20 protein-coding genes are annotated in these 26,620 nt (G+C 63.7%); 11 read left to right on the top strand and 9 right to left on the bottom strand.

Annotation, left to right across the window (positions count from 1 at the left end; all coding sequences use genetic code 11):
* Window positions 1-3: 3 nt before the first annotated feature.
* From G3574_RS11500 to G3574_RS11465, 8 genes are all read right to left on the bottom strand, one after another.
* The gene (locus G3574_RS11500; protein ID WP_163963162.1) at window positions 4-1,167 is read right to left on the bottom strand and encodes an ABC transporter permease; all 1,164 of its coding nucleotides are present in this window, start codon (window positions 1,165-1,167) and stop codon (window positions 4-6) included.
* 9 nt (window positions 1,168-1,176) lie between these two features.
* Window positions 1,177-2,115, bottom strand: a complete 939-nt coding sequence (locus tag G3574_RS11495; RefSeq protein ID WP_163963160.1) for an ABC transporter permease — start codon at window positions 2,113-2,115, stop codon at window positions 1,177-1,179.
* A 27-nt stretch (window positions 2,116-2,142) separates the two neighbouring features.
* Complete coding sequence (locus tag G3574_RS11490; protein ID WP_163963158.1) at window positions 2,143-4,149, bottom strand: M3 family metallopeptidase; 2,007 nt, start codon at window positions 4,147-4,149, stop codon at window positions 2,143-2,145.
* Window positions 4,150-4,399: 250 nt separating this feature from the next.
* Entirely contained in the window at window positions 4,400-6,196 is a 1,797-nt protein-coding gene (locus tag G3574_RS11485) for an ABC transporter substrate-binding protein (RefSeq protein WP_163963376.1), read from the bottom strand.
* Window positions 6,197-6,234: 38 nt separating this feature from the next.
* Window positions 6,235-8,022: an ABC transporter substrate-binding protein gene (locus G3574_RS11480; RefSeq protein ID WP_163963156.1), complete on the bottom strand. Its 1,788-nt coding sequence runs from the start codon at window positions 8,020-8,022 to the stop codon at window positions 6,235-6,237.
* Between the two features lie 10 nt (window positions 8,023-8,032).
* On the bottom strand, window positions 8,033-9,772 hold the full coding sequence (locus tag G3574_RS11475) for an ABC transporter substrate-binding protein (RefSeq protein ID WP_163963154.1): 1,740 nt from the start codon (window positions 9,770-9,772) through the stop codon (window positions 8,033-8,035).
* A 134-nt stretch (window positions 9,773-9,906) separates the two neighbouring features.
* On the bottom strand, window positions 9,907-11,667 hold the full coding sequence (locus tag G3574_RS11470) for an ABC transporter substrate-binding protein (protein ID WP_235953308.1): 1,761 nt from the start codon (window positions 11,665-11,667) through the stop codon (window positions 9,907-9,909).
* Window positions 11,668-11,821: 154 nt separating this feature from the next.
* Window positions 11,822-13,591, bottom strand: a complete 1,770-nt coding sequence (locus G3574_RS11465) for an ABC transporter substrate-binding protein (RefSeq protein ID WP_163963150.1) — start codon at window positions 13,589-13,591, stop codon at window positions 11,822-11,824.
* Between the two features lie 68 nt (window positions 13,592-13,659).
* Here G3574_RS11465 and G3574_RS11460 point away from each other — a divergent pair, with 68 nt between their 5' ends.
* The 10 genes from G3574_RS11460 (at window position 13,660) to G3574_RS11415 (ending at window position 25,086) form a co-directional block, all read left to right on the top strand.
* Window positions 13,660-14,055, top strand: a complete 396-nt coding sequence (locus tag G3574_RS11460) for a hypothetical protein (protein WP_163963147.1) — start codon at window positions 13,660-13,662, stop codon at window positions 14,053-14,055.
* Between the two features lie 135 nt (window positions 14,056-14,190).
* Window positions 14,191-17,067, top strand: coding sequence for a TonB-dependent receptor (locus G3574_RS11455; RefSeq protein ID WP_235953306.1), 2,877 nt, complete (start codon window positions 14,191-14,193; stop codon window positions 17,065-17,067).
* Between the two features lie 194 nt (window positions 17,068-17,261).
* Window positions 17,262-17,927, top strand: coding sequence for an energy transducer TonB (locus tag G3574_RS11450; RefSeq protein ID WP_163963145.1), 666 nt, complete (start codon window positions 17,262-17,264; stop codon window positions 17,925-17,927).
* Between the two features lie 68 nt (window positions 17,928-17,995).
* Window positions 17,996-18,904, top strand: a complete 909-nt coding sequence (locus G3574_RS11445; RefSeq protein WP_163963143.1) for a MotA/TolQ/ExbB proton channel family protein — start codon at window positions 17,996-17,998, stop codon at window positions 18,902-18,904.
* A 3-nt stretch (window positions 18,905-18,907) separates the two neighbouring features.
* The gene (locus G3574_RS11440) at window positions 18,908-19,339 is read left to right on the top strand and encodes an ExbD/TolR family protein (RefSeq protein WP_163963141.1); all 432 of its coding nucleotides are present in this window, start codon (window positions 18,908-18,910) and stop codon (window positions 19,337-19,339) included.
* 38 nt (window positions 19,340-19,377) lie between these two features.
* A complete protein-coding gene (locus G3574_RS11435) occupies window positions 19,378-19,809 on the top strand; it encodes an ExbD/TolR family protein (protein WP_205609741.1) in 432 nt (143 codons plus the stop codon).
* A 99-nt stretch (window positions 19,810-19,908) separates the two neighbouring features.
* Complete coding sequence (locus tag G3574_RS11430; protein ID WP_163963139.1) at window positions 19,909-21,168, top strand: tetratricopeptide repeat protein; 1,260 nt, start codon at window positions 19,909-19,911, stop codon at window positions 21,166-21,168.
* 226 nt (window positions 21,169-21,394) lie between these two features.
* On the top strand, window positions 21,395-22,336 hold the full coding sequence (locus G3574_RS11425) for a MurR/RpiR family transcriptional regulator (protein ID WP_163963137.1): 942 nt from the start codon (window positions 21,395-21,397) through the stop codon (window positions 22,334-22,336).
* A gap of 181 nt (window positions 22,337-22,517) precedes the next feature.
* Window positions 22,518-23,300 carry an enoyl-ACP reductase FabI gene (gene fabI / locus G3574_RS11420; protein ID WP_163963135.1) on the top strand — a complete coding sequence of 261 codons (783 nt, stop codon included), beginning with the start codon at window positions 22,518-22,520 and terminating at the stop codon, window positions 23,298-23,300.
* Window positions 23,301-23,673: 373 nt separating this feature from the next.
* Window positions 23,674-25,086 carry a DEAD/DEAH box helicase gene (locus G3574_RS11415; RefSeq protein ID WP_163963133.1) on the top strand — a complete coding sequence of 471 codons (1,413 nt, stop codon included), beginning with the start codon at window positions 23,674-23,676 and terminating at the stop codon, window positions 25,084-25,086.
* Between the two features lie 65 nt (window positions 25,087-25,151).
* Here G3574_RS11415 and senA read toward each other — a convergent pair whose 3' ends face one another.
* Entirely contained in the window at window positions 25,152-26,336 is a 1,185-nt protein-coding gene (gene senA / locus G3574_RS11410) for a selenoneine synthase SenA (RefSeq protein WP_163963132.1), read from the bottom strand.
* 136 nt (window positions 26,337-26,472) lie between these two features.
* On the opposite strand from senA, the gene G3574_RS28680 reads away from it, so the two are divergent.
* Window positions 26,473-26,595: a hypothetical protein gene (locus G3574_RS28680; RefSeq protein WP_268958874.1), complete on the top strand. Its 123-nt coding sequence runs from the start codon at window positions 26,473-26,475 to the stop codon at window positions 26,593-26,595.
* Window positions 26,596-26,620: the final 25 nt, after the last annotated feature.

Here is a 26,620-nt window from a genome sequence, read left to right as displayed (position 1 = left end):
CCTTTACTTGAGCTTGGGATCGAGCGCGTCGCGCAGCGCGTCGGTGAACATGGAAAACGCGGTCACGAGCACCGCCATGGCGACGGTCGCCGCGGTGAGCTGCCACCACTTGCCCAGGATCAGTTCGTTCTGGGCCTCGTTGAGCATCGAGCCCCAGGACACCACGCCCACCGGCACGCCGAAGCCGAGGAAGGACAGGATGACTTCCGACTTGATGAAGGCGACGACCAGGATGGAAATCTGCACCAGGGCAACGTGGCTGACGTTGGGGAAGATGTGGTTGAACATCTTGCGCCAGTCGGTGGCGCCGATGGCATCCGCCGCCCACACGTATTCGCGCGACTTGTGCTTCAGGTATTCGGCGCGGATGAGGCGGTAGGTGCCGGTCCAGCCTGTCAGGGCGAGGATGAGCACGATGGTCATCACGCCCTTCTGCTGCAGCACCGCCGCCACCGCCAGGATCAGCAGCAGGTAAGGCACCGAGGTGAAGATGCTGTAGAACCAGTTGAAGAAGTCGTCCACCCAGCCGCCGAAGTAACCCGACAGCGCGCCGAAGATGGTGCCGAGCACGGTCGCCAGCGCGGCGGCGACGAGGCCGACGACGATGGAGGTTTCCGCGCCCTTGATGGTCTTCTTGATGACGTCGTGGCCCCACTTGTCGGCGCCGAACGGCAGGGTCTGCGCCTTGTCGGCTGCCTTCGCGGTGGTGTTGCCGAGCTGGGCGCGAATTTCCGCCATTTCCTTTTCCAGCGGATCGGTCACGCCGTACATGTCGACATTGGCGTTCGGGGAAGCGGCGGCATTGCCGCGCAGCTCGCGGATGATGTCCTTGAGCGGATCGAGCGGGTTTTCCGGCGGCGGCGCCTCGACGGCGTTGCCGCCGGTGGCCAGGGCCAGGTCTTCCGCCGACTGCGGGCCGACGAAAGTGGGCGGCGCGTAGTTCACCGCGACTTCCGCGTCCCAGTCCTTGGCGATCATGCCGGTCATCGACAGCACCAGCAGCGCCAGGTAGAAGCACACCACCACCAGCGCGATCATGGCCACGGTGTCGGCCTTCAGGCGGCGCCACGCGAGCGCCCACAGGCTGGGCGACACGTGCGCATCGACCGGCGCGGCCGGAAGACCCGGCGCGGGGCCGGCGGATTTGATTTCAGTCGTTGCTTTCATGGCTCATCCTTACTTCAGCTGCACGCGCGGATCGACGGCCGAATAGATCAGGTCGGTCAGCAGGTTGAAAATCATGGTCGCCGCGGCAACGTAGACCGTGATGGCCTTGATCACCGGGAAGTCGCTGCGCTCCACCGCGAGGATCACCTCGCGGCCGATGCCGGGGATCGAGAAGAAGCGCTCGATCAGGAAGGCGCCAATCAGCAGGGCCGGCAGGTTGGACATCACGTGGGTGATCATGGGAATCGAGGCGTTGCGCAGCACGTGCACCCACAGCACGCGCTTCTCGGACGCACCCTTGGCGCGCGCGGTGCGCACGTAGTCCTGGTTCACCTCGTCGAGCACGAAGGTGCGGAACAGGCGCAGGTTGGGCGCGATGCCGACCGCCAGCGCGATCAGGATGGGCAGCGCCGAGTACTTGAACAGGTTCTCGAAGAAGTTGTTGCCCCAGCCCTGCACCGGGAACAGGCCGAGCTTGTAGGCGAAGTAATACTGGAACACGATGATGTAGACCAGGATGGAGATCGACATGCCGATGGTGCAGGCGATCATCACGGCGCGGTCGGTCAGCGAGCCGCGCACGAAGGCGATCGCCAGTGCCAGCGCCACTGCGAGGAAGGTTTCTAGGATGGTCAACGGGATCAGCACCGTCAGCGATGGCCCGAGGCGGGTCAGGATGACGTTGGCTACCGACTCGCCGGTGCTCCAGCTTGCGCCGAAGTTGAACGTGACGATCTGCTTGATGAAGATCCACAGCTGCACGTAGTAAGGCTCGTCGATGCCGAGCTGGCGGCGGATGTTGGCGATCTGCTCCGGATTCGACATCTTGCCGGCAAGGATGTAGGCAGGGTCGCCGCCGACCCAGTTGAACAGCACGAATACCAGCACCACCACGCCGAGCATGGTGGGAAGCATCTGCCAGAGGCGTCGCAGGATATAAGCGGTCATGATGGTTTCCCTCTCGTTTGCATGGGGTTATTGCAGGCGCTGGCCATTGATTTCATCGAAGAAAGCCTTGGGATTCGGGTCGCGGCCGAGGAAGGAGCGGACCAGGTCGCGTCCCTTCAGTTCGCTGCCCCGTTCCAGGATGGTCTGGCGGTAGAGCCGGCCCACCTCCGGATTCATCAGCTTGCCGCTGTAGCGCGACAGCATGTCGAGCGCGATCACTTCCGACCACATGTAGCCGTAGTAGCCGGCCGCATAGCCGCCCATCAGGTGGCCGAACTGGCTGGGGAACTGGCTGCCCGGCACGTGGCCGAGCGGCGTGGCGCCTTCCATCTTTTCCCAGATCGCCTGCGGATCGCCCACCGTGGGGGTATGCAGGTTCATGTCGTAGCTCGCGTAAAGCAACTGGCGCGCATAGCGGATGCCGCGTCCATAGTTGTGGGCGGCGGTCATGCGCTTGACCATGTCATCCGAGATGGTCGGGCAGGCCGTCTTGCACAGCGGCGCCAGCATCTGCAGCGACTGCTTGCTGCGCGCCCACTCCTCGTACATCTGGGACGGCGCCTCGACGAAATCTCGCTCGACGCTGGTGCCGGCCTGCATGACGTAGCGGGTGTTCGAAAGCACGCCGTGCAGCACGTGTCCGAACTCGTGCACCAGGGTTTCGAGTTCGTCGGCGTTCAGGCCCTGGCGGTCGAAATTGGTGACGAGTACCGAGATCGGCGTGCGCTTGGCGACCGTGCTGACGCTGCGGATCGGGAAGGCGGCGGCATGGTTGTACTTGCCGTCGCGCGGGAAGAGGTCGAGGTACATGCCGGAAATGCGCTGGCCGCTGGCACGGTCGATCACGTCGTAATAACGTACTTCCTCGTGCCAGGCCGGAACGTCGACGCGCTTGAAATCCACGCCGTAGAGGTCGCTGGAGATCTTGAGCGCCCAGTCCACCGAGGCGTCGGTCGGGAAATACTTGCGCAGTTCGTTCTGGTCGATGCTGTAGCGCTCCTGCTTGAGCTTCTGCTGCCAGTACGACACGTCCCAGCGTTCGATGCGCGACTGCTCGGCGGGAATGTTGAGCTTGGCGGCCTTGAACTGGCGCAGTTCCTCGAGTTCACGCTTCTCGACGTCGGTGACCGCGCCCTGCACGTCGGCGAGGAACTTGTTGACGGCCTCGGGCGTTTCGGCCATGCGGCGGCGGATCACGAAATGGGCGAAGCTGGGCAGGTCGAAGAGCTTGGCGATCTCGAGGCGCTTTTCCATCGCCTGCTTGAGCAGGTCGAGGTTGCGCGGCGTGCCGCGGTTGGCGAAAGCGAGTTGGTAACGCTTGCGCGCGGCTTCGTTGTCGGAGTACTCCATGAAGGGGTTGTAGTCCGGATATTCGAAACCGAGCAGGTAGTTGCCGTTGGCGTCGCGCTTGGCGCGGGAAAGATAGCTCTCGGGCAGGCCCTTCACTTCATCCGGAGTGAAGGCGAGCTTGGTATTGTTGTCGCGGACGTTGCGGGCGTATTCCTGGCTCAGCAGCTCGAGCTCGTTGAGCAATTGCTTCATGCGCGCGCGCTTTGCCGGCGCGAGGGCGACGCCGGTGTCCTCGAAGTTTTCCATCGCGTCTTCGCGCACCTTGTCTTCCACCTTGTCGCCCGGCTTCACCACCTTGAAGCGCTGGTAAAGCTTGTCGCTCTGGAACAGGTCGGTCGCGAACTTGCTGATTTCGACGAGGCAGGCTTCCGACGCCTGGCGCACCTTGGGGTCGGGCGACATGTTGTTCCAGACTTCCACCGGCCCCTGCAGGTCCTCGATGGCGATCTGCAGGGTATTCCATTCGGCGAAGACCTTCTTCGCGTCGCCGGACTGGGCCTTGGGCTTGGCTTCGAGGGCCGTCACCTGCTTGCGGAGCGAAGCGAGGCCCTTGTCGCAGGCGGGCTTGACCTGTTCCGCCTTGAGCAGCGGGATCAGCGGACGCTCGGCGGCGGCGTGGGATTGCCCGACTGCCAGGGCGATCAGGGTGGCGCCCAGGGGGCGGAGAATGGTGGTCGGATTCATTCTGTTCCTCGTTCTAGTCCCCGCCCCTTGAAGGAGAGGGTGATCGTCTTGTCGGTTCCCTCCCCTTCAAGGGGAGGGTTAGGGTGGGGATGGGTTTCGATAGCGAGCAAAGAACAGCATAGATATCGCCGGCGACCCGAATTTTGTTCTTTAATCACGCCCGAGACGCATCCCCACCCCTGCCCTCCCTTTGAAGGGGAGGGAGTTATGGCGGGAGTTAGGGAGATAGCCATGACGGGCGCAATAGGCATCACTTCCTCGGCTCCACATCGATATGCATCCATTCCGCATGCAGGATGGGATGTTTCTTGAAGCCGATCACGCGCGGCTGGGCGAGCATGTTGCGGTAGCGCGCGTAGCCGATGCGCTGGGCGGAGTTGACCTCCATGATGCGCGCCATCTTGTGGTACAGCGCATCCCGCTCCGGGCCGGGCTTCAGCTTCTGGGTTTCGGCGTACAGCTTGTCGTACTCGGGTATCGCGACGCAGCCATTGTTGTTCTGGCCGATGTTGGGGCCGTAGAACAGCTGCATGAAGTTGTCGCCGTCCGGGTAATCCGCGATCCAGGGATTGGTGCGCGTCATGAGCTGGCATTGCTTCTCAGCCTTCAGCAGTTCCGGGAAGGGCCGGCGGTCGCCGACCATGCGCAGGCCGATGGAATCGAAGGTCTTCTTCCAGATCTCGGATTGCGCCTGGCCGTTGGAATCGGCGCGGGCTGAATAGCGGATGGTGAAAGGCTTGCCTTCCGGCGTGTTGCGGTAGCCGTCGGAACCCTTCTTGTAGCCGAACTTGTCGAGCAGGGCGTTGGCGGCCTTGGGATCGTACTGGATGGTGCTCCGGTAGTCGGGATCGTGGCCGACCACGCCCGGGGGGATGGGGTATTGCAGGGCCACCGCCTCGCCGTTCCAGACGATCTTGATTTCTTCCTCGACGTTGTGCGCCATGGCGATGGCCCGGCGAAGCGCGATCTTTTCCTTGCTCAGCCCGCCGGTGACGGGGTCCTTCATGTTCCAGTAGTAGTAGCTGATTTCCGGGTCGATGATGCGCGACATGTAGACGCCCTTCTTCGCCAGCTCGGGCTTGAGCTTGCCGTTGTCCAGCGCGCGCGGCGCGAGCGGGCCTTCGAGCTGGAACAGGTCGACCTCGTCGTTCTGGAAGGCGAGCCAGCGCGACTGGTCCTCGACCATCACGTAGATTTCCACGCGCCCGATCTGCGGCATGCGCTTGCCCTTCAACTTGGCGACGATGTCGGCGTCCTCGGGATCGGTGCCGGCCTTCCAGTCCCAGGTGTAGCCGCGGTAATCGGGATACGCGGTCAGGACCATCTTGGCGCCGCGCACCCATTCGGTCAGGGTGTACGGCCCGGTGCCGACGGGGTTGGCCATCACCTGCCCCATCGCGTCGCGGTATTTTTCGACCACCTCGCGCGCGACCGCGCTGGTGGGTTCGTGGGCGAGGGCCATGCCGAGGTTGAAGTCGGGCTGCTTGAGGCGGATGCGCAGGGTGTACTTGTCGATCAGCTCGAAGCCCGCCACCGGCGCGTCGTAGTCGAACTTGCCGGTCTTCTTCGCCTGCTCGGCCAGTTCGTCCAGCCCGACGACCTTGTTTTCGAGCAGCCAGGTATGGGGCGACGCAAGCTTGGGATCGAAGAGGCGCTTGTACGAATACACGTAGTCGGCCATGGTGAGCTCGCGCTTCTTGCTGCCGAAGGCCGGATCGGGCTGAAAGAAAATGCCCTTCCTGAGCTTGATGGTGTAGGTCTTGCCATCCTCGGATACCTCGGGCAGCTCGGCCGCGGTCAGCGGCACCAGCTTCGCCGGGCGGGCGAGGTAGTCGTAGCTGAACAGGGTCTCGAACACCGACTGGACGACGTGCGCCGAATACAGGTCGCGCGAGATGGCCGGGTCGAAGCCCGTCTCCGGCGCGATGAAGATGTACCGCAGCACCTTGTTGGGGTCGGCGGACGCTGCCGTGGCGGGCAGGGTCGCGCCAGCCGCGCCTGCCAGAAGGCATGCGGCCAACATGCCGCGTATCCAGGTCCGTTTCATCATGCTTGTCGCTGCTCCTTGATCCTGCGTATCCGGTGTCAATGCTTGTCGATGTCGAGGTACATCCAGTTGTTATGCTGGATGGGGTGTTGCTTGAAGCCCTTGATCCAGGGCTGGAAAATCCAGTTGCGGATGCGATGCACATGGGGGAACACCGCGGTGTCCGCTTCCAGCTGGCGGTTCATGTTGTTGATCAGCGCCTGGCGCTCGGGCTTGTCGCCCATGGTGCGGCCTTCGCGGTACCAGGCATCGAACTTTTCCGACTGGTAGCAGCCCATGTTGCCCTGTCCGGAATTCGGTCCGTAGAAGCTTTCCAGTCCGTCGTAGGCATCCGGGATGCCCGCCGTTCCGCCCAGCATCCAGATCGGCAGCTCGCAGCGGGACGCGGCCTTGAGGTTGTCGGCAAAGTTGCTGACCGGGAAATCGCTGCGCAGGCCGATGCGGTCGAGGCCGCGCTTCCACACCTCCATGATGGCCGCATCCTTGGCGCTGGGCTGGGAATACATCTTGATCACCAGCGGCTTGCCGTCGGGCGCGGTGCGCCAGCCGTCGTCGCCCTTCTTGTAGCCGAACCTGTCGAGCAGCTTGTTGGCGAGCTCCGGGTCGTAGGCGATGCTGCTGCGGTAGTTCGGGTCGTAGCCGACCGTGCCGGGAACGATCTGCGACTGGGCCTTGATGGCCTGTCCCTGGCGCACCCTGAAGATCTCGTCGTTGACGTTGTAGCTCATCGCGATCGCGCGCCGCAGGGCGATCTTGTCGTTGGTGTAGCCGCCGACCACCGGATCCTTGAAGTTGAAGTAGGTGTAGACGATGTCGGGCACCACGAAGCGGTAGAGCGACAGCTTCTGCTCGAGGAATTCCGGCTTGAGCTTGTCGCGGTCGAGCACGCGGCTCGACACGTTGTCGGCGAGCTTGTCGAAGTCGAGCTGGCCGCTGGAAAACGCCAGCCAGCGCGACTGCTCTTCCTCGATGATGCTGACGGTGACGCGGCCGATCAGCGGCAGGCTCTTGCCCTTCATGTCCTTGACGAGCTGCTCGTCCCACTTGTCGTCGCCGGGCTGGAAGTTCCAGGTCGCGCCGCGGTAGTTCGGATTGGCTTCGAGCACGATCTTGCTGCGCGGGACGTATTCCTTCAGCAGGTAGGGTCCCGTCCCGACCGGATGGCGGCCGCTGTCCTGGCCGTACTGCTCGATCACCTCGCGCGCCACGATGCTCGCGCTCGAATGCGCCAGCACGAAGGGCATGTTGGGGTCGGGGGTGACGAGGCGGATGCGCAGCGTATGGCTGTCCACCGCCTCGAGGCCGGGAATCGGCTTGTCGTAGTCGAACTTGCCGCCCTTGCGGGCCGCGTTCATCAGGTCGTCGAGCCCGGCGATCTTGCCTTCGTAGGAAGACGACGACGGCGAGCGGTTGACCGGGTCGACGATGCGCTTGATGCTGTAGACCACGTCGGCCGCGGTCAGCTCGCGCTTCTTGCCCTTGAACGCCGGATCGTCCGAAAAGTAGATGCCCTTGCGGAGGTGGAAGAGATAGGTCTTGCCGTCGTCGCTCACTTCGGGCATCGCTTCCGCGGCGGAAGGCACCAGCTTCACCGGCCGCGCGAGGTAGTCGTAGGTCAGCAGGGATTCGTAGATTGCCTGGCCCACCCAGGTCGAATACAGGCTGTTGTTGGTGCGGACCATGTCGAAGCCGTCGTCCGCGCCGTCGAACGCGACACGCAGCTCCTTGGACATGTCGGCCTTGGCGAAGGCGGGCGCGGCCATGCCGGCATGCGCCAGCAGGACCGCCGCCAGGGCGTTCAGCAATCGTCGTGTCAGCGTCGGCATCGTCGGCGTCCTATTTCTTTTCCACGTCGAGGAAACGCCAGTCGCCGTACATGATGGGGTGCTTCTTGTAGCCCAGCACCCTGCCCTGCGACAGGAAATTGCGGTAGCGCCAGAGGTTGAGCGTGATCGCGGTATCGGCTTCGAGCTGGCGCACCATCTTCTGGTACAGCGCCAGGCGCTCCGGGCCCTCGGGCAGGATGCGCGCCTTGCGGAACATCTCGTCGTAGGCCTCGGACTGGTAGCAGTTACGGTTCGCGCCGCGGCCGGCGTTCGGACCGTAGTAGCTGTCGAGGAAGTCCATGCCGTCGGGGATGCCCGCCACGCCGCCGAGCTGCCACATCATCAGCTCGCAGCGATAGGCCGCCTTGAGGTTGTCGGCGAAGCTGCTGACCGGGAATTCGGCGCGCACGCCGATGGCGTCCAGCGAACGCTTCCAGATTTCCATGATGGCCTTGTCGCGCGTGCTCGGCGCGGAATGGATGCGCAACACCAGCGGCTTGCCGTCGGGGTGGTTGCGGAAGCCGTCCGGCCCCTTCTTGTAGCCGAAGCGGTCGAGCAGCTTGTTGGCTAAGTCCGGATCGTAGGGAATGCTGTTGCGGTAGGCCGGATCGTAGCCATACACGCCGGGCGGGATGATGGACTGCGCCCGCACCGCCTGGCCGTAGCGGACCTGCACGATTTCATCCTTGACCCGGTAGGACATGGCCAGCGCCCGGCGCAGCGCGATCTTTTCCAGGCTGAAGCCGCCGACCTGCGGGTCGCGGAAATTGAAGAAGGTATAGGTGATGGCCGGCGCCAGCGAACGCGAGATCTTGATGCCCTTCTCGACGAAGGCCGGGCGCAGCTTGCCGTTGTCGAGCACCTTGGTCGAGGCATGGTCGGCCAGCTCGGCGAGATCGATCTGGCCGCTGTCGAAGGCCAGCCAGCGCGACTGGTCTTCCTCGATGAAAAGGACTTCGATGCGTCCGACCTGGGGCATCTGCTTGCCCTTCATTTCCTTCACCAGCCGTTCGTCGCCCGGCTCGGAGGCCTTGAAGTCCCAGGTGAAGCCGCGGTAATCCGGATTGGCCACCAGGATGACCCGGCTGCCCGGCACGTATTCCTTGAGCATGTAGGCGCCGGTGCCGACCGGGTGGCGGCCGACGTCGTTGTTGTTCGCTTCCACCACCTCCCGGGCAACGATGCCGCTGTGCGAATTCGCCAGCAGGTGCAGCATGGTCGAGTCGGGCTCGGCGAGGTTCAGGCGCAGGGTGTACTTGTCGGGCGTTTCCAGGCCGGCGATCGGCTTGTCGTAATCGAACTTGCCGCTCGCCTTGGCTTCCTTGACCAGTTCCTCCATGCCGACGAACTTGCCTTCGAAGCTGCCTGCCTGCGGCGACAGCGTCTTCGGGTCCATGATGCGCTTGAGCGTGTAGGCGACGTCGGTCGAGGTCAGCTCTCGCTTCTGGTCCTTGAAGGCGGGATCGGGCGTGAAGAAGATGCCCTTGCGGATGCGGAAGGTATAGGTCCGGCCGTCGTTGGTGATTTCGGGCATGTCCTCGGCGACCTGCGGCACCAGCTTCGCCGGACGCGCCAGGTAGTCGTAGATCATCAGCGTCTCGTAGATCGCTTCGGACATCCAGGTCGAGTAGAGGCTGGAGACGCGCTGCATGTCGAAGCCGTTGTCGGCCTGCTCGAAGGCAATGCGGATGACCTTGTCAGGGTCAGCCTTGGCGAAGGCGTGGCCTTGCAGGACGAGTCCGAGACCCATGGCGAGGCAGGTGCCGAGAAAGCGTCTGGCGAGCCCTGTCAGCCTGGCACTGTCATTCCTGCCTGCGCGGGGATGACAAGGTAGTCGGGAATGACAGAGGCGATCCCCGCTGTCCGCTTTGAATGTCTCTTTGCTCATTTCTTCTCCACGTCGAGGAAGACCCAGTCGGCGTGATGGATGGGATGTTTCTTGAAGCCCTTCACGTGTGGCTGCGTGACCCAGTTCCGTATGCGCCAGAGGTGAAGGATGTCGGGCGTGTCCGCTTCCAGGATGCGGCTCATCTTGATGAACAAGGCCTGGCGTTCGGGTCCGTCCGGCATGATACGGGCTTTTTCGAAGGCTGAATCGAATTCCTTCGACTGGTAGCAGCCGAGGTTGCCCTGGTAGGCATTCGGGCCGTAGAAGGTTTCGAGGGCGTCGATGCCGTCAGGAATCGACGCGGTTCCGCCGAGGCCCCACATCGCCACTTCGCAGCGGTAGGCGGCCTTCAGGTTGTCGGCGAAACTGCTGACCTGGAAATCCGAGCGCACGCCGATGGCGTCCAGCGAACGCTTCCAGATTTCCATGCGTGCCTTGTCGCGGGCATGGGCCTGCGCATTGATCTTCACCACCAGGGGCTTGCCGTCAGGCATGGTGCGGAAGCCGTCAGCGCCTTTCTTGTAGCCGAAATGATCCAGCAGTTTGGCGGCGAGGACGGGGTCGTAGGCGATGCTGTTGCGGTAGGCGGGATCGTAGCCGACGATGCCCGGCGCGAGGTTGGACTGCGCGCGGATCGCCTGGCCGAAGCGCACTTGGTCGATCTCGTCGTCCACCCGGTAGGCCAGCGCCAGCGCGCGGCGCAGGGCGATCCTGTCCTTGCCGAATCCGCCCAGGGTCGGATCCTTCATGTTGATGAAGGTATGCGTGATGCCGGGCTCGGCATAGCGGTAGAGCTGGAATCCCTTGGCCGCGTACTCGGGCCTGAGCTTGCCTTTCACCAGCACGCGCGGCGAGGCCGGGTCGGCCAGTTCGGCCATGTCGTGCTGGCCGCTGTCGAAGCTGAGCCAGCGCGCCTGGTCTTCCTCGATGATGTCGACCTCCACGCGGCCGATCTGGGGCATGTCCTTGCCCTTCATCTCCTTGATGATCTTGTCGTCGCCGGGTTCGCCGGAAGACTGGAAGTTCCAGGTGAAGCCGCGGTAGTAGGGATTGGCTTCGAGCACGATCTTGGATCGCGGCGTGTACGACTTGAGGAAGTAAGGCCCGGAGCCCACCGGATGGCGGCCGGTGTCCGAGCCATAGTAGTCGATGGCTTCGCGCGCCATCGCGCCGGTGTGGGAATTGGCCAGCAGGTAGTTCAGCGTCTGGTCGGGCGCGGTCAGCTTGATGACGAGCGTGTACCTGTCCGGCGCCTGCAGGCCTTCCACCGGCGCGTCGTAGTCGAAGCGGCCGGATTTCTTCGCCTGCTCGGCGTAGGCGTCGAGGCCGACGATCTTGCCGACGAAGGGACTTTGCACCGGCGAGCGGACCGCCGGGTCGAACAGCCGCTTGATGGTGTAGATGAAATCATTCGCCGTCAGCTCGCGCTTGACGCCCTTGAAGGCCTCGTCCGGCGCGAAGTAGATGCCCTTCTTCAGTTTGAAGGTATAGACCTTGCCATCCTCGCTGACGGTCGGCATGGCCTCGGCGGCGCCAGGCATCAGCTTCGCGGGGCGCGCGAGATAGTCGTAGGCCAGCAGGCTGTCGTAGATCGCTTCGCCAATCCAGGTCGAATAGAGGTTGGCGGTCTTCTGCGTGTCGAAGCCGTCGTCGGCCGCTTCCAGCGACTGGCGGATGACTTTGGCGGGATCGGCCTTGGCCGACGCGGCGCCTGGCGCCAGGCAGAGGGCGGCCATCGTCATCATCGCGTATCGCATTGCCTGCTTCATTTCAACAATCTTTCACTTTGCTGGTGGCGCCAATTTCGGACTTCACCATTCATCAGTTCCTTGCTACCTCCGTCATTCCCGCGAAGGCGGGAATGACTGCGACAAAGCGCGCCAGGATGTGTCCTGAACCCAATTCACCCGCTCAATGCTTCTCCACGTCCAGATACAGCCAGGGCGCATTCAAAATGGGATGCTTCTTGAACCCCTTGACCCATGGCCGCGCCACCCAGTTGCGTATGCGCCAGGTGTGGATCACCCAGGGACTGTCGACCTCTGCCTGGCGGTTCATCTGCGCATAGAGCCGGTTGCGTTCCGCGCCGGGCGGCAAGGCGATCGCCTTCTTGTAGAGCGCGTCATAGGCCGGCGATTCGTAGCAGGCGTTGTTGCCCTGGCGGGCATTCGGCCCGTAGAGCAGCTGCAGGAAGTTTTCGCCGTCCGGATAGTCAGCATTCCAGGCGCTGCCCCACATCATCAGCCGGCATTCGATGGCTGCCTTCTGGTTGTCGGCGAAATTGCTGACCGGGTACTCGGCGCGGATGCCGATCTGGTCGAGCCCGCGCTTCCACAGCTCGGCCTGCTCCTGGTAGATCACCGCCGCTTCGCGCGAAATGCGAAGCAGGATGGGCTTGCCGTCCGGCGTCATGCGGTAGCCGTCCGCGCCCTTCCGGTAGCCGAACCTGTCCAGCAGCTTGTTGGCCGCCGCGACATCGTATTTTTCGAGCCGGCGGTAGTCGGGATCGTGGCCGACAATGCCGGGCGGGATGATCATTTCCGCCTCGACCGCCTGGCCGTTGCGCATGAGCCGGATTTCATCGGCGTTCTTGTAGGCCATCGCGATCGCGCGGCGCAGCGCCAGCTTTTCCTTGGTGTAGCCGCCGACCACGGGATCCTTCATGTTGAAGGAGGTGTAGGTGACCGCCGGCTCGATGAAGCGCTGCAGCTGCAAGCCCTGGCTGGCGAACTGCGGCGCCAGGCGGTCGCCGTTGAGCACGCTGGGCGCGGCGATCTGCGGCAGCCAGTCGAGGTCGATCTGCTTGCCCTGGAACGCCAGCCAGCGCGCCTGTTCCTCCTCGATGATCAGCACCTCCACCTGACCGACCCGGGGCATGGTCTTGCCCTTCATGTCGGCGACGAGCTGCTGGTCGAGCGGATCGCTGCCGGGCTCGAAGTTCCAGGACATGCCGCGGTAGCCGGGGTTCGCCACCAGCAGGATGCGGCTGCGCGGGACATATTCCTTGAGCATGAAGGGGCCGGTGCCGACCGGATGCTGGCGCGACTGTTCGCCGTAGGCTTCGATGGCTTCGCGGGCGACCGCGCCGAGCGCGACGTTGGCGGCGAGGTAGAGGAAGTTGTAGTCCGGGGCGGTGAGCTCCACCCGCAGGGTGTAGGGATCGGGTGTCTGCAGGCCGGCCACCGGCGCGTCGTAGTCGAATTTAGCGCCCTTCCTTGCCTGTTCGACAAGCTTGTCCATGCCCGCCAGCTTGCCGTCGAGGAAACTCGCGACCGGGGACCGGTTGGCCGGGTCGAGCAGGCGTTTGAAGGAGTAGGCGTAGTCCTGGGCGGTGAGTTCGCGCGGTGCGCCCTTGAAGGCCGGGTCTGGCGTAAACCGGATGCCCTTCTTCAGCCGGAAGGTGTACACCCGGCCGCCTTCGGAAACCTCGGGCATGCCGGCGGCGGTATTGGGAACGAGCTTGACCGGGCGGGCGAGGTAGTCGTAGGTGAGCAGCGGCTCGAAGATCGCCTCGGCCAGCCAGCCGGAATACTGGTTCAGCGAGCGGACCATGTCGAAGCCGTCGTCCGGCGCGGGGAACGGCATGCGGACGACCTTGGACGGATCGGCAGCGCCGACCGCCTGCGCCACGTCCGCGAGCAGCAGGACGGCGAGCAGCGCGCCTCTCAATCTCTTCCACATGTGTCGTTCATCCTCCGTGCCTGCCGTGACCGCGTCCGCCGCCGCCGCGGTCATGCGCCTTAGAGTCCTTGGTCACCAAGTCGTTTCGCTCAAGCGCTTTTGCCGCAGGCGAAAAATATTTTCATGCTTCTCTGTCTGGACGCCCGGTCGGCGCTCAAACGGGCGTAACCATACCTCAACAAATCCATTTTGGGAGGTATCTGCAAAGATTTTTTCATGCTGCTTCGCAAAAACGAGTCATCGTTGATTTTTCTCAGATTTTTGTAAATCAAATGTTTAGAGAAGACCCTCTATTTTGCGAAGCAGCATTCCGACGTGGTGCAAAGCCTCATCGCTACAGGGCGGCGCGGGTGGCAAATTTGGATGTCGCGCCGCACAAATTCAGTACCCAAATCGGACCCCTTTTTTGGGGCACGTTTTTGGCGCGTTGTTTTCTGGCGAAAATCGCAAAAACGTCGAGTTGACATTGGCTTGTCATAATGTTTCCATACTCACCGCGAAAATATATTTTCAAGCGAAATTAATTTTCACGCCGCCGGCTTACCAAGCCGGTGTACAAAAAACTTAGCCTTCAAACGCACTTTCATAGGAGTGGGGTGATGATAATGATGGAAACCGTGCTTGCACGTTCCGTCCGCCTGATTTTCTCGGGTGGCATGGCTGTCGTCGGGGTTGGCCTCCTCGCGCAGCCTGCAGTAGCGCAGACAACCAGTGGTTCCAACGTGCAACGCGTGGAAGTCACGGGTTCGAACATTCGCCGGGCACAGTCCGAAACCGCTTCCGCGGTCCAGACCCTGAACCGCGAAGACATCGAACGTTCCGGCAAGACCTCCGTGGCAGAACTGCTGCAGACGCTGGCCGTCGATAACCAGGGTTCGGTCCCGACGACCTTCGGCAGCGGCTTCGCTTCCGGCGCATCGGGCATCTCGCTGCGCGGCCTCGGCGCTGCTTCCACGCTGGTCCTGATCAACGGCCGCCGCGTGGCGCCCTACGGCCTGGCCGACGACGGCCAGAAGGTCTTCGCCGACCTGAACATCATCCCGCTCGAAGCCGTCGAGCGCGTCGAAGTGCTGAAGGACGGCGCTTCCTCGATCTACGGTTCCGACGCCATCGCCGGCGTGGTCAACGTCATCCTGCGCAAGGACTACCAGGGCTCCACGGCCAAGGTTTCCTACGGCCAGTCCCGCTACGGCGACGGCAAGGACACGCGCCTGACCTTCACCCACGGCATGGGCGACCTCAACGGTCCGGACGGCTTCAACGTCCTGTTCAACTTCGAATACGGCAAGAAGGGCGAGATCTGGAACCGCGACCGTTCCGACCGCGACCAGATCGGCCGCGGCGACCTGCGCTCCCTCGGCTTCAGCCCGGATACCGGTCTGGCCGGCGTCGGCTTCACTACGGGCGGCGGCACGGTGGCAAGCTCCTCCTCGCTGCAAGGCCTGGTACGCAACCCGACCACGCTGAACTACTACAACCGCGGCTACACCGGCGCGGACAGCGGCTTCACCCGCACCTTCCCGGGCGCCGCCTGCGGCAATTTCCCGCAAGCTGCCCGCGACCAGGCACTGGCCGGCAACGGTTGCATCTACGACGCGGCCCAGCAGTACCAGCAGATCCAGCCGTCCTCGCAGAGCTACAACTTCTTCACCCGCGCCACCAAGAACCTGGGCGCCGACATGCAGGCCTACGGCGAGCTGCTCTACTACAAGAACGACTCGACAGCCTACACCACGCCGAGCGCGGTCAGCTCCTCGGTCGGCTATCCTGGCGGCCCGGTGACCAACACCACCGTCGCCCTGGGCGCTGCCCACCCGGACAACCCCTACTTCGGCACCGCAGCCCGCCTGCGCTACTCGGCCTGGGACGTGGGCCCGCGCGTTTCCAATGTCGGCTCGACCTTCAACCGCCTGCTGGGCGGCCTGAAGGGCACGAACTTCGGCTGGGACTGGGATACCGCCCTGCTCTACTCCGAGAACAAGGTCAGCAACAACCGCACCGGCTACCTGCAGCGTGACGTCGCCTTCGCCCTGCTGAACCCGAGCGCCGCCAACGTCGCAGCAGCACGCGCCGGCAGCGCCGCCTACGCCGCCCTGCCGGCAGGCAGCGTCTGGCGCATCGGCGAAAACGCCGGCCTGAACTCGGCAGCCCTGTACGCCGCCCTGTCGCCGTCGATCGGCAACGATGCCAAGACCCAGGTTGCCCAGGCAGACTTCAAGGCATCGCGCGAATTCGGCAAGCTCGAAGGCGGCGCGATCGGCGTGGCAGTCGGCGGTGAATTCCGCCACGAGTACACCCGTCTCGACCCGACCGCCGGCACCGACCGCGGCAACATCATCGGTCTGGGCTACTCGGCCTACTCCGGCCAGCGTAACGTCGGCGCGCTCTACGCCGAAGTCCTGGCTCCGGTGCTGAAGACCCTGGAACTGTCCGCAGCCATCCGCGGCGACCACTATACCGACGTCGGCAACTCCTTCACGCCGAAGGTTGGCGCGAAGTGGACCCCGATCAAGGAACTGGCGATCCGCGGCACGTACGCCGAAGGCTTCCGCGCTCCGAGCGCCGCAGAAAACGGCGTGGGCGGCCTGGCTGCCTTCTCCACCGCGTCCGATCCGGCTCGCTGCCGCCTGGGCATCGCTTCTGCCTGCTCGCCGGCCAACGTCGCTCTGATCACCTCGCCTAACCCGGCCCTGCAGCCCGAGAAGTCCAAGAGCTACAGCCTGGGCGTGGTCTGGGATCCGCTGCCCCGCACCAGCATCTCGCTGGACGTGTGGCAGATCGACCGCAACAACGAGATCAACCAGGAAAGCGTGACCTCGGCAATCGCCGCCGGCCGCGTTGCACGTGACCCGACGTCGGCCACCCCGACGCCTGGCGATCCCGGCCCGATCACCGCGGTCTTGACCAACTACGTCAACTCCAACAACACCCGCGTTCAGGGTGCTGACCTGGATCTGCGTCAGGGCTTCGACCTCGGCACCAACGGCAAGCTGACGCTCGACATGAAGTGGACCCACCTGTTCAAGTGGAAGCGTACGGAAGCCGACGGCACGGTGTTTGACTACGCCGGCACCCACGGCAACTGCGACGTGACCAACTGCATCGGCACGCCTGACGACCGTATCAACCTGGGCGCAACCTGGGAACGTGCGGCCTGGAAGGTGTCCACCGTCGTCAACTACCGCGGCGCGATCAAGAACATCAACTTCAAGGACGATCCGGCCGGCTGCGCGAACGTGTTCGCCAACGGTACCGACGCTCCCTCGGGTTGCAAGATCAAGTCCTTCACCACGGTGGACCTGACCGCACGCTACAAGGTACGCGAGAACATCGAAGTCTTCGGCTCGATCCAGAACCTGTTCGATTCCGTCGCTCCGCTCGATCCGCTGACCTATGGCGCAACCTCGTACAACCCGCTGGACTACAGCGGCGCTGTCGGCCGTTTCTTCAACGTCGGCCTGAAATACAAGTTCTAAACGAGAAACCTCGTGATCAAGCCCCGCTGATTGCTGTCTAACCCACGGGGCTCCGAACTTGGAGAGGTAAGCAAACCGCCCGGATCCGTCCGGGCGGTTTCACATAGATCGCTGGTTTTGTAATCGGGCAACATTGTCCACAACACATTGTTGCCGCCAGAACGAACAGAGCGATGCAACTGGAGGAAGCAGTCATGGATTTTTCGGAACACGAGCGTGAACCAGGCAAGAAATTGTCCGGCCTCGCCTTTGTGATTCTTTTACACCTGTTGATCGTGTACGCCCTGGTGACGGGTCTGGCTCGCAAGGTCGTGGAAGTCGTCAAGGCACCGGTCGAAACCAAGATCATCGAGGAGGTCAAGCCGCCTCCGCCGAAGGATCTTCCGCCGCCCCCTCCTCCGCCCAAGTTGACCGCACCTCCGCCGCCGTTTATCCCGCCGCCGGAAGTCAACATCCAGACGCCGCCGCCGCCGAACACCATCACGGCAGTGACGAACGTCAAACCGGAAAACCCGGTCATGCCGCCCCCCGCGCCGCCCGCCCCCGCGGCAGCGCCACAGGCAGCCGCGCCTTCGGGCCCGGCCCGCACGGCGGCAGTGGTCGACGCTTCCAATTGCCAGAAGCCCGAGTATCCGCGCAAGTCGCTGCGCGCGGAAGAACAGGGCACGGTCGTACTGCAGTTCCTGATCGGCACCGACGGCAAGGTCGTCGATGCCAAGGTCGAGAAGTCGAGCGGTTTCCGCGATCTCGACAGGGCAGCGGTCGCCGGCCTGAGCCTGTGCAAGTTCAAGCCAGGTACGGTGAACGGCCAGCCGGAGCAGTCTTGGACGAGGATGGAATACGTCTGGAGGATCGAGTGACGCGGCGCCACAAGCCCGACGTTCACCTGGTTCAGCATCAAGGATTTTTTTCAAGAATTGGAGATAGCATGTTTAACAACACCCGTTTGTCCGCCCTCTTCGGCGCTGTCGTGATTTCCGTGGCCGCAGCCGCCACCCTGTCGGCTCCGGCCGTTGCGCAAAACGCACCGGCACCGGCCGCCTCCGCGCCGGCGGCTTCGGCACCTGCCGCACCCGCGGCGGACGCATCGGCTCCCGCCGCGCCCGCCCCTGCGGCGACGGCATCCGCCCCCGCGGGCGACAAGGAGGTGGTCGAGAATCCCTATGGCCTGGAAGCCCTCTGGAAAGGCGGCGACTTCGTCGCGCGCGGCACGCTGATCATCCTGATCATCATGTCCATGGGTTCCTGGTACATCACCATCACCAAGCTGGTCGACCAGATCCGCCTGAACAAGCAGGCCCGCGAAGCCCAGGACAAGTTCTGGAAAGCCCCGTCCCTGCAGGCAGGCGCCACCAGCCTGGCCCAGGGCAGCGCCTTCCGCTACATCGCCGAGGCCGGCCTGAACGCATCCCAGCACCATGAGGGCGCCCTGCTCGAGCAGATCGACCTCAACACCTGGGTCACGATGTCGATCCAGCGCGCCGTCGAGAAGATCCAGAGCCGCCTGCAGGATGGCCTGGCCTTCCTGGCGACCGTCGGCTCCACCGCCCCCTTCATCGGCCTGTTCGGCACGGTCTGGGGCATCTATCACGCGCTGACCGCCATCGGCATCGCCGGCCAGGCATCCATCGACAAGGTGGCAGGCCCCGTGGGCGAGGCGCTGATCATGACCGCCATCGGCCTGGGCGTTGCAGTCCCCGCGGTGCTCGGCTACAACTGGCTGGTCCGCCGCAACAAGGGCGCGATGGAAAACGTGCGTTCCTTCAGCTCCGACTTGCACTCCGTGCTGCTGTCCGGCGCCATGTCCACGGTGCATGCCGCAAAAAAGGTTGGCTAAATCATGGCAATGTCTATCGGTTCCCCGGACGGGGATGAAGACGAAGTGATCAACGCCATCAACACCACGCCCCTCGTGGACGTGATGCTGGTGCTGCTGATCATCTTTCTGATCACGATTCCGGTGGTCACGCATACGGTCCCGGTGAAGCTGCCGGACGAGCGTAACCAGCCGTATAAGACCAAGCCGGAAAACATCAACCTCTCTGTCACCAAGGAAGGCGAGATCTTCTGGAACGAGACTTTCATCCCCAGCAATGACGCGCTGGTCGAAAGACTCAAGAAGGTATCCACCCAGAAGCCGCAGCCTGAAGTGCACATCCGCGGCGACCAGGAAGCCCGCTACGAGTTCGTCGGCAAGGTCATCCTTGCCGCGCAGCGCGCCGGCATCGCCAAGGTGGGCTTCATCCTGGTTCCGCCCGCACGCGGGGGCTGAGCGCCTTGATGACCGAGACAATTTGAACAGGAGTTAACATGGGCATGAACGTCGGTTCCGGAAGCAGTTCCGGAGATCCGGATGTGATGGTCGAAATGAATGCAACGCCGCTCATCGACGTGATGCTGGTGCTGCTGATCATGCTGATCATCACCATTCCGATCCAGAACCACGCGGTCAACCTCAACCTGCCGGTCGGCACCCCTCCCCCGCCGACCGCGCCGCCGATCGTGATCAACATCGATGTCGACTTCGACGGCACCGTCTTGTGGAACGGCACGGTCGTCCCCGACCGTCCCTCGCTGGAATCCAAGCTCGCCGAAGTCGCGGCGCAGCCGGTCCAGCCGGAGGTTCACCTCCGTCCGAACAAGCTGGTGCAGTACAAGAACGTCGCGGCGGTGATGGCGACGGCGCAGCGGCTGGGCGTGACCAAGATCGGCATGGTGGGCAACGAACAGTTCCTGAAATAGCCGAGGCGCGCAAATGCGTCAACCACGGACGACGGGCTGCCCTCCCCGGCCCGCAAGGCTCGCAGCCCGTCGTTCCTTATCCCGTTTGGAAGACTATCCATGACACAGTTTCGCTTTGCACACATCGGACTGCTGCTGGCCGCCATCGGCCTGAATACCGTGCCCGCCCTCTTCGGCGCGGTCCCGGCCGCCTACGCGGCGGGCGAGCAGCAGACCCTCCGCCCCGAGGTCGGCAAGCCGCTGCAGGCCGCCGGCGAATTGATGAAGGCGCACAAGTACAAGGAAGCGCTGGCCAAGGTCCGCGAGACCGACGCCATCGGCGGCAAGACGCCGCAGGAAACCTATACCATCGAACGCATGCGCGCTTCGATCGCCGCGGCCGCCGGCGACACCGCGGTCGCGATCAAGTCCTTCGAATACCTGCTCGATTCCGGCAAGCTGGCACCCGCCGAGCAGACCAAGTTCACGAGCGCGCTGGGCGCGATGTACTACCAGCAGAAGGACTACCCCAAGGCGATCTCGACCTGGCAGCGCTACTTCAAGGAAGGCGGCGACGATCCCAAGATCCGCACCCTGCTCAACCAGACCTACTACCTCGCCGGCGACTATCCCGCGGCGCAGAAGGCCATCGCCGGCGAAGTGGCGGCCGAGGAAAAGGCTGGCCAGGCACCGTCGGAAGAACAGTTGCAGCTGCTCGCCAACATCGCCCTCAAGCAGAACGACAAGGCGGCCTACGTGCAGTCGATCGAAAAGCTGGTCGCCTACTATCCCAAGAAGGAATACTGGGCCGACCTGATCAACCGCGTGCAGGGCAAGCCCGGCTTCTCCGACCGCCTGACCCTGGACGTCTACCGCCTCAAGATGGCGATCGGCCAGATGAAGGATGCCAACGACTACATGGAAATGGCCCAGCTCGCGCTGCAGGCGGGTTTCCCGGCCGAGGCGGTGAAGGTCATGGAAGCGGGCTACAAGGCCGGCGCCCTCGGCAACGGCGCGGAAGCCGAGCGCCAGAAGCGCCTGCGCGACCTTGCCAACAAGCAGGCGGCCGACGACCAGAAAACCATGGCGCAGGGCGAGGCAGAGGCGCAGAAGGCGAAGGATGGCACCGCCCTCGTCAACCTCGGCTATGCCTATGTCACCGCCGGCCAGGCCGACAAGGGACTCGCGCTGATGGACCAGGGCATCAAGAAGGGCAACCTGAAGCGTCCGGACGATGCCAAGCTGCACTACGGCGTGGCCCAGCTGCAGGCGGGCAAGAAGTCCGAAGGCGTCCAGACGCTGAAGTCGGTGCAAGGCAACGACGGCACCGCCGACCTGGCGCGCTACTGGATCCTCCAGTCCAACAGCAAGACCAGCTGACGCCCCGCAAGAGGGCCGGGAAGGCCGCCCTGCATGGCGGCGCGCCTTCCCGCAACAAGAACACGAGGGTGGAAGCCGACGCCTGTTAAAGCAAGAAAGGGAGACCGCGCATGCCATGCGGCGAGGCATGCCCCTCCCCCATCCGCTGGCAGGCGTACCAGGCTGCGAGACACAGCCAAGCGATGGCGCGACTTCACGCCGTTCGCACAGAATGAATGGGTAATTGATGAAACACCACGCTCCGATCGATTTCATGCTGTCCAATGCCGCCATCACGGAACGCATCGCGCGGACCTATCCGACATTGACCGAGGCACACCGGAAAGCGGCGGATTTCGTGCTTGCCAATCCCTTCCAGGCGGCCACGATGACCATCGACGAACTGGCCGACGCGGTCGGCATGTCGGTGGCCACCGCCAACCGCTTCGCCCGCGCGCTCGACTTCGACGGCTATCCGCAGTTCCGCGCCGAACTCGTGAAAGCCTTCGAAAGCACGCTGGCGCCGGTCGAGAACCTGCGCACCGAACTGCAGCGGGAAGCCTCCAGCGTGGAAATCTTTTCCGCCTCGCTGGAAGAAGACCTGAGCAACATCCAGAACACCCTGCGGCAGCTCAACGCGGCCGCCTGCGAGAAGGCGGTGCAGATGATCCTGCGCGCGCCGCGCATCTTCCTGATGGGATTTTCCACCAGCGCCTACCTTGCGTCGATGATGGCCCATCGCCTGGAGCAATGCTGCTCCATCGTGCAGACCATCGCCGACGATGCCGGACCGACGCTGGCCGCGCGTCGCCTGTTCAAGCTGAACCGGGAAGACCTCGTCATTGCCATCTCCTTCCCGCGCTACAACAAGTTCACGGTCGAACTGCTCGCGATGGCGCGCGAGCGTCATGCCAAGATCCTTGCCATCACCGACAGCCCGTCTTCCCCGCTGGTGCCTATCTCCGACATCGTGCTCTATGCGAAGACCGAGCGCCGGCTCTTCGCCAACTCCGAGGCGGGCGCGCTCGCGCTCATCGAAGCGCTGTGCGGCGCCGTCGTGCACCGTTCGGAAAATTCCCTGCGCAATGCCACCGAACTCACCGAACGCCTCCTGCCCTACCTCTATTCCGAGAAGCAGCAGGTCGAGAAGAAGCCCGCCGCCGAGCGCAAGCGCGGCCGCAAGCCGTGATCGGACGGACCAGCCCCTGACAAGGCGGCCGGGCGGTCCGGCCGCTTGAAAAGTTGCCCAATTCGCCCGCTTGCCCCTACAATCTCGGCCGCGGCAGCACAGTACAACCGGCCGGCCAGCCATGCGCATTTCCTTTTCCCGCAAGACGCGCCATGGCGGACGGCTTCACCTGGAGTCAACCATGGCATTCCTGCAAGGCAAGAAAATCCTGATCACCGGCCTGCTTTCCAACCGTTCCATCGCCTACGGCATTGCCAAGGCCTGCCAGCGCGAAGGCGCCGAACTGGCCTTCACCTACGTCGGCGAGCGCTTCAAGGACCGGATCACCGATTTCGCCAATGAATTCGGCAGCAAGCTGGTGTTCGACTGCGACGTCGGCAGCGACGAGCAGATCAATGCCTTGTTCGCCGAACTCGGGAAATCCTGGGACCGCCTCGACGGGCTGGTCCACTCCATCGGCTTTGCGCCGCGCGAAGCCATCACCGGCGATTTCCTCGAAGGCCTGTCGCGCGAAGCCTTCCAGATCGCCCACGACATTTCCTCTTACAGCTTCCCCGCCATGGCGAAGGCAGCCCTGCCGCTGCTGCACGAAGGTTCCTCGCTGCTGACCCTGACCTACATGGGTTCGGTGCGCGCCACCCCCAACTACAACACCATGGGCCTGGCCAAGGCCTCGCTCGAAGCCAGCGTGCGCTACCTCGCAGAGTCGCTCGGCCCAAAGGGTATCCGCGTCAACGGCATTTCCGCAGGACCGATCAAGACCCTTGCGGCATCGGGCATCAAGGACTTCGGCAAGCTGCTCGGCATCGTCGCCGCGCATGCCCCGCTGCGCCGCAACGTGACCATCGAGGACGTGGGCAATACCGCGGCCTTCCTGCTGTCCGATTTGTCGTCCGGCATCACCAGCGAGATCACCTACGTCGATGGCGGCTTCTCGCACGTCATGTACGCCCCGACCGAGTAAATTGGTCAAGGCCTTCCTTCATGCGTCGCCTTGAAGGAAGGCAATCCATCTCGACGTCGAGGCTATCTTGACGCACTGCAAGGGTCGGGTCTTTACCCGAATAAATCCCGCACCGTTTCGGCGAAGCCTGTATAATTCGCCGCTGTGCACTGCAGCAAGGCAGTCACCTCTAGCAGCATCGCAAACCTGAGCTGTACCGACAAAGCCCTCCCGCCTCTTTGGTGTCGATCCACATGACACCGTCCCGGCGCAAAGCTTTTGTGCCGATTCAATCTGATTAATTTCTCAGCTGTTTCGTTGGTGAGCGTTGCATTTTTATCGTCCGCGACCCCATTTCGCGTGGTTGCGGCGTTGACGACTACGAAAGACCACAATGAGTTTTGAAGCACTAGGCCTTCACGCAAGCATTCTCACAGCACTGACCGAAGCGGGCTACACCAAGCCCACCCCCGTGCAGGAGCAGGCGATTCCCGCCGCCCTGCAAAACCGCGACCTGCTGGTTTCCTCGCAAACCGGCTCCGGCAAGACCGCCGCCTTCATGCTGCCCGCCCTGCACAAGTTCGCCGTTGCCGAACAGCAGACCGGCACCCAGCGTACCCCCAACCAGGACCGCCAGGCCGCCCGCGCGCGTGGCGAACGCCCCCGTTTCCAGCCCGCGCAACCGCGCATGCTGGTCCTGACCCCGACCCGCGAACTCGCGCTGCAGGTCACCACCGCCACCGCCAAATACGGTTCCAGCCTGCGCCGCGTGCGCGCAGTTTCGATCCTCGGCGGCATGCCCTACCCCAAGCAGATGCAATTGCTGTCCCGCAATCCGGAAATCCTGGTTGCCACCCCGGGCCGCCTGATCGACCACATGGAATCCGGCAAGATCGACTTCTCGGAATTGCAGATGCTGGTGCTCGACGAGGCCGACCGCATGCTCGACATGGGCTTCATCGAAGACATCGAAAAGATCGTCGCCGCCACGCCGGACACGCGCCAGACCATGCTGTTCTCCGCCACGCTCGACGGCGTGGTCGGCAGCATGGCCCGCCGCATCACCCGCGAGCCGCAAGTCATCCAGATCGCCGGTTCCTCGACCAAGCATGAAAACATCGCGCAGCGCGTCCACTTCGTCGACGACCTGTCGCACAAGAACCGCCTGCTCGACCACCTGCTGCGCGACGCCGGTATCGACCAGGCCGTGGTGTTCACCGCCACCAAGCGCGATGCCGACACCATCGCCGACCGCCTGAACATCGCCGGCTTCGCCGCCGCCGCCCTGCATGGCGACATGCACCAGGGCGCGCGCAACCGCACGCTCGACGCCCTGCGCCGCGGCCAGGTGCGGGTGCTGGTGGCAACCGACGTCGCGGCTCGCGGCATCGACGTGCCCGGCATCACGCACGTCGTGAACTACGACCTGCCGAAGTTCCCGGAAGACTACGTGCACCGCATCGGCCGCACCGGCCGCGCGGGCCGCAACGGCCAGGCGATTTCGCTGGTGAACCATTCCGAGCACATCAACATCAAGCGCATCGAGCGCTTTACCAAGCAGCTGATCCCGGTCGATGTCATCGAAGGCTTCGAGCCGAAGAAGACGACCGCGGCCGCGCGCCCCGGTGGTGCCCGCAAACCGAACGGCTGGAAGCCGGGCGACGGCCGTGGCGGCAAGCCGGGCCAGCGCAGCTTCAGCAAGCCGGGCAGCGCCCCGCGCAAGGAAGGCGGCGGCGGCGGTGGCGGTTACGGCAAGAGCAGCCGTTTCGGCGAAGCGGCCTCTCGCCGCGCCTTCGGCGAACGCTGATCGGCGTCGTTAAGCGACAAAAAGCCACCGGATTCCGGTGGCTTTTTTTTTTGAACCAGCCATTCCTACAGCACGCAGGTCCGGAAACCCGCAAACAGGTCGTTCCTTCCCGGATCCGCGAAATTCCTGAACTTCAGCGACTTCATCCGCAGCGGCGTGACGTAGGAAGCGCCGCGCAAGACCTGGTCGTCGGCGAAATGCGGCGCCGAATATTCCCGCCAGCCGTCGGGCTCGAATCCTGGATAGGGTTCGAAAGGCGTGCATGTCCATTCCCACAAATCACCCCAGCGGAAGGCCGCATGGCCCGTCATGGCGGCGTATTCCCACTCCGCCTCGGTCGGCAGCCGCCGCCCGGCCCAGGCGCAGTAGGCTTGCGCCTCGTACAGGCTGAGGTGGCGCACCGGTTCATGCAGCGGCAGTACGATCATCTTGCCGAAGCGCCGGCACAGCCAGGTGCGCCCTTCCCGCTCCCAGTCGCGCGGCGCGGACAAATCGCGCGTCATCAGCCATCCGCGTCCGCCGCGGGTCCAGAAATGGGCATGCTGGTAACCCCCGTCATCGATGAAGTCCGCGTACTGTTCATTGGTAACGAGGGTTGAATCCATCGTGAACGTCGGCACATGGAAGGCATGGGCCCATTTCTCATTGTCGAACACGAAGCCATCGGGTTCGCTGCCGAGCCGTATCGTGCCGCCAGGAAAGCGAATCTCGCCTTGTCCCCAGGACGGCAGGCTCTTGTTGCCGATGTCGTCCGGCGCCGCGAGGTCAAGCGCCTGCAGCGCCGCCGCCATGGCCTCGCCGCACATGTCTTCGTAGGCCAGCGCAAGCCGGTAGGGATAGAGGTCGGATGCCTCGCCGCCGGCACGTTCCAGCTTGTCGAGCACGCGGTCGAGCACTTCGCGGCAGTAGGTTTTTACGGCCCCGGCGCCGGGCAGGTCGAGCCGCCAGCGGGCCTTGGCATCGACCATGCTGCCATCGAACCAGTCGTCGCCCTTGGTGAGGATGGAATGACGCAGGGCCGATGTGGAATCGCTGGTGTCCGCCTCGCGCAGCACGAACCATTCGGCGAACCACGCAATGTGCCCCAGCTGCCAGAGCGGCGGATCGATGCCTGCGATGGGATTGTGCGAACGCGGCACGGCAAGACCGGCCTCGGCGAAGCGCTCAAACAGCGCCAGCGTGCGGCAGCGGGACGCATGGAAAGCGGCCTCGAGTTCGAGGCGGCCGGCGGTCCGGAAGGAAATGTTCATTACTGGTCTGGCAAGGTCACCGGTAGGTCGGAGCGCTTCATTATCGGACCGGCAGGCCTGAACACCAAGCGATATGACGAATTCATTAAAAACGTAGTTGACAACTCCTTTGCCTTTCCCCTACATTAAAACCATCATGCTGACATTCATCGCTACCTCCCTCACCGTCGCACTGGCCGGCGCCATCATCGCACGCGACAAGGCGCGCAAGAAGCTACAGGCACAGCGACTACAGCGACTACCGCGCCGCCCGCGCTAAGTTGCAGAACTGACCGGCAGTTCAA

The sequence above is a fragment of the Noviherbaspirillum galbum genome (assembly GCF_010974945.1).
Classification (GTDB): domain Bacteria; phylum Pseudomonadota; class Gammaproteobacteria; order Burkholderiales; family Burkholderiaceae_D; genus Noviherbaspirillum; species Noviherbaspirillum galbum.
This window is presented reverse-complemented; position numbering and strand designations above follow the sequence as displayed.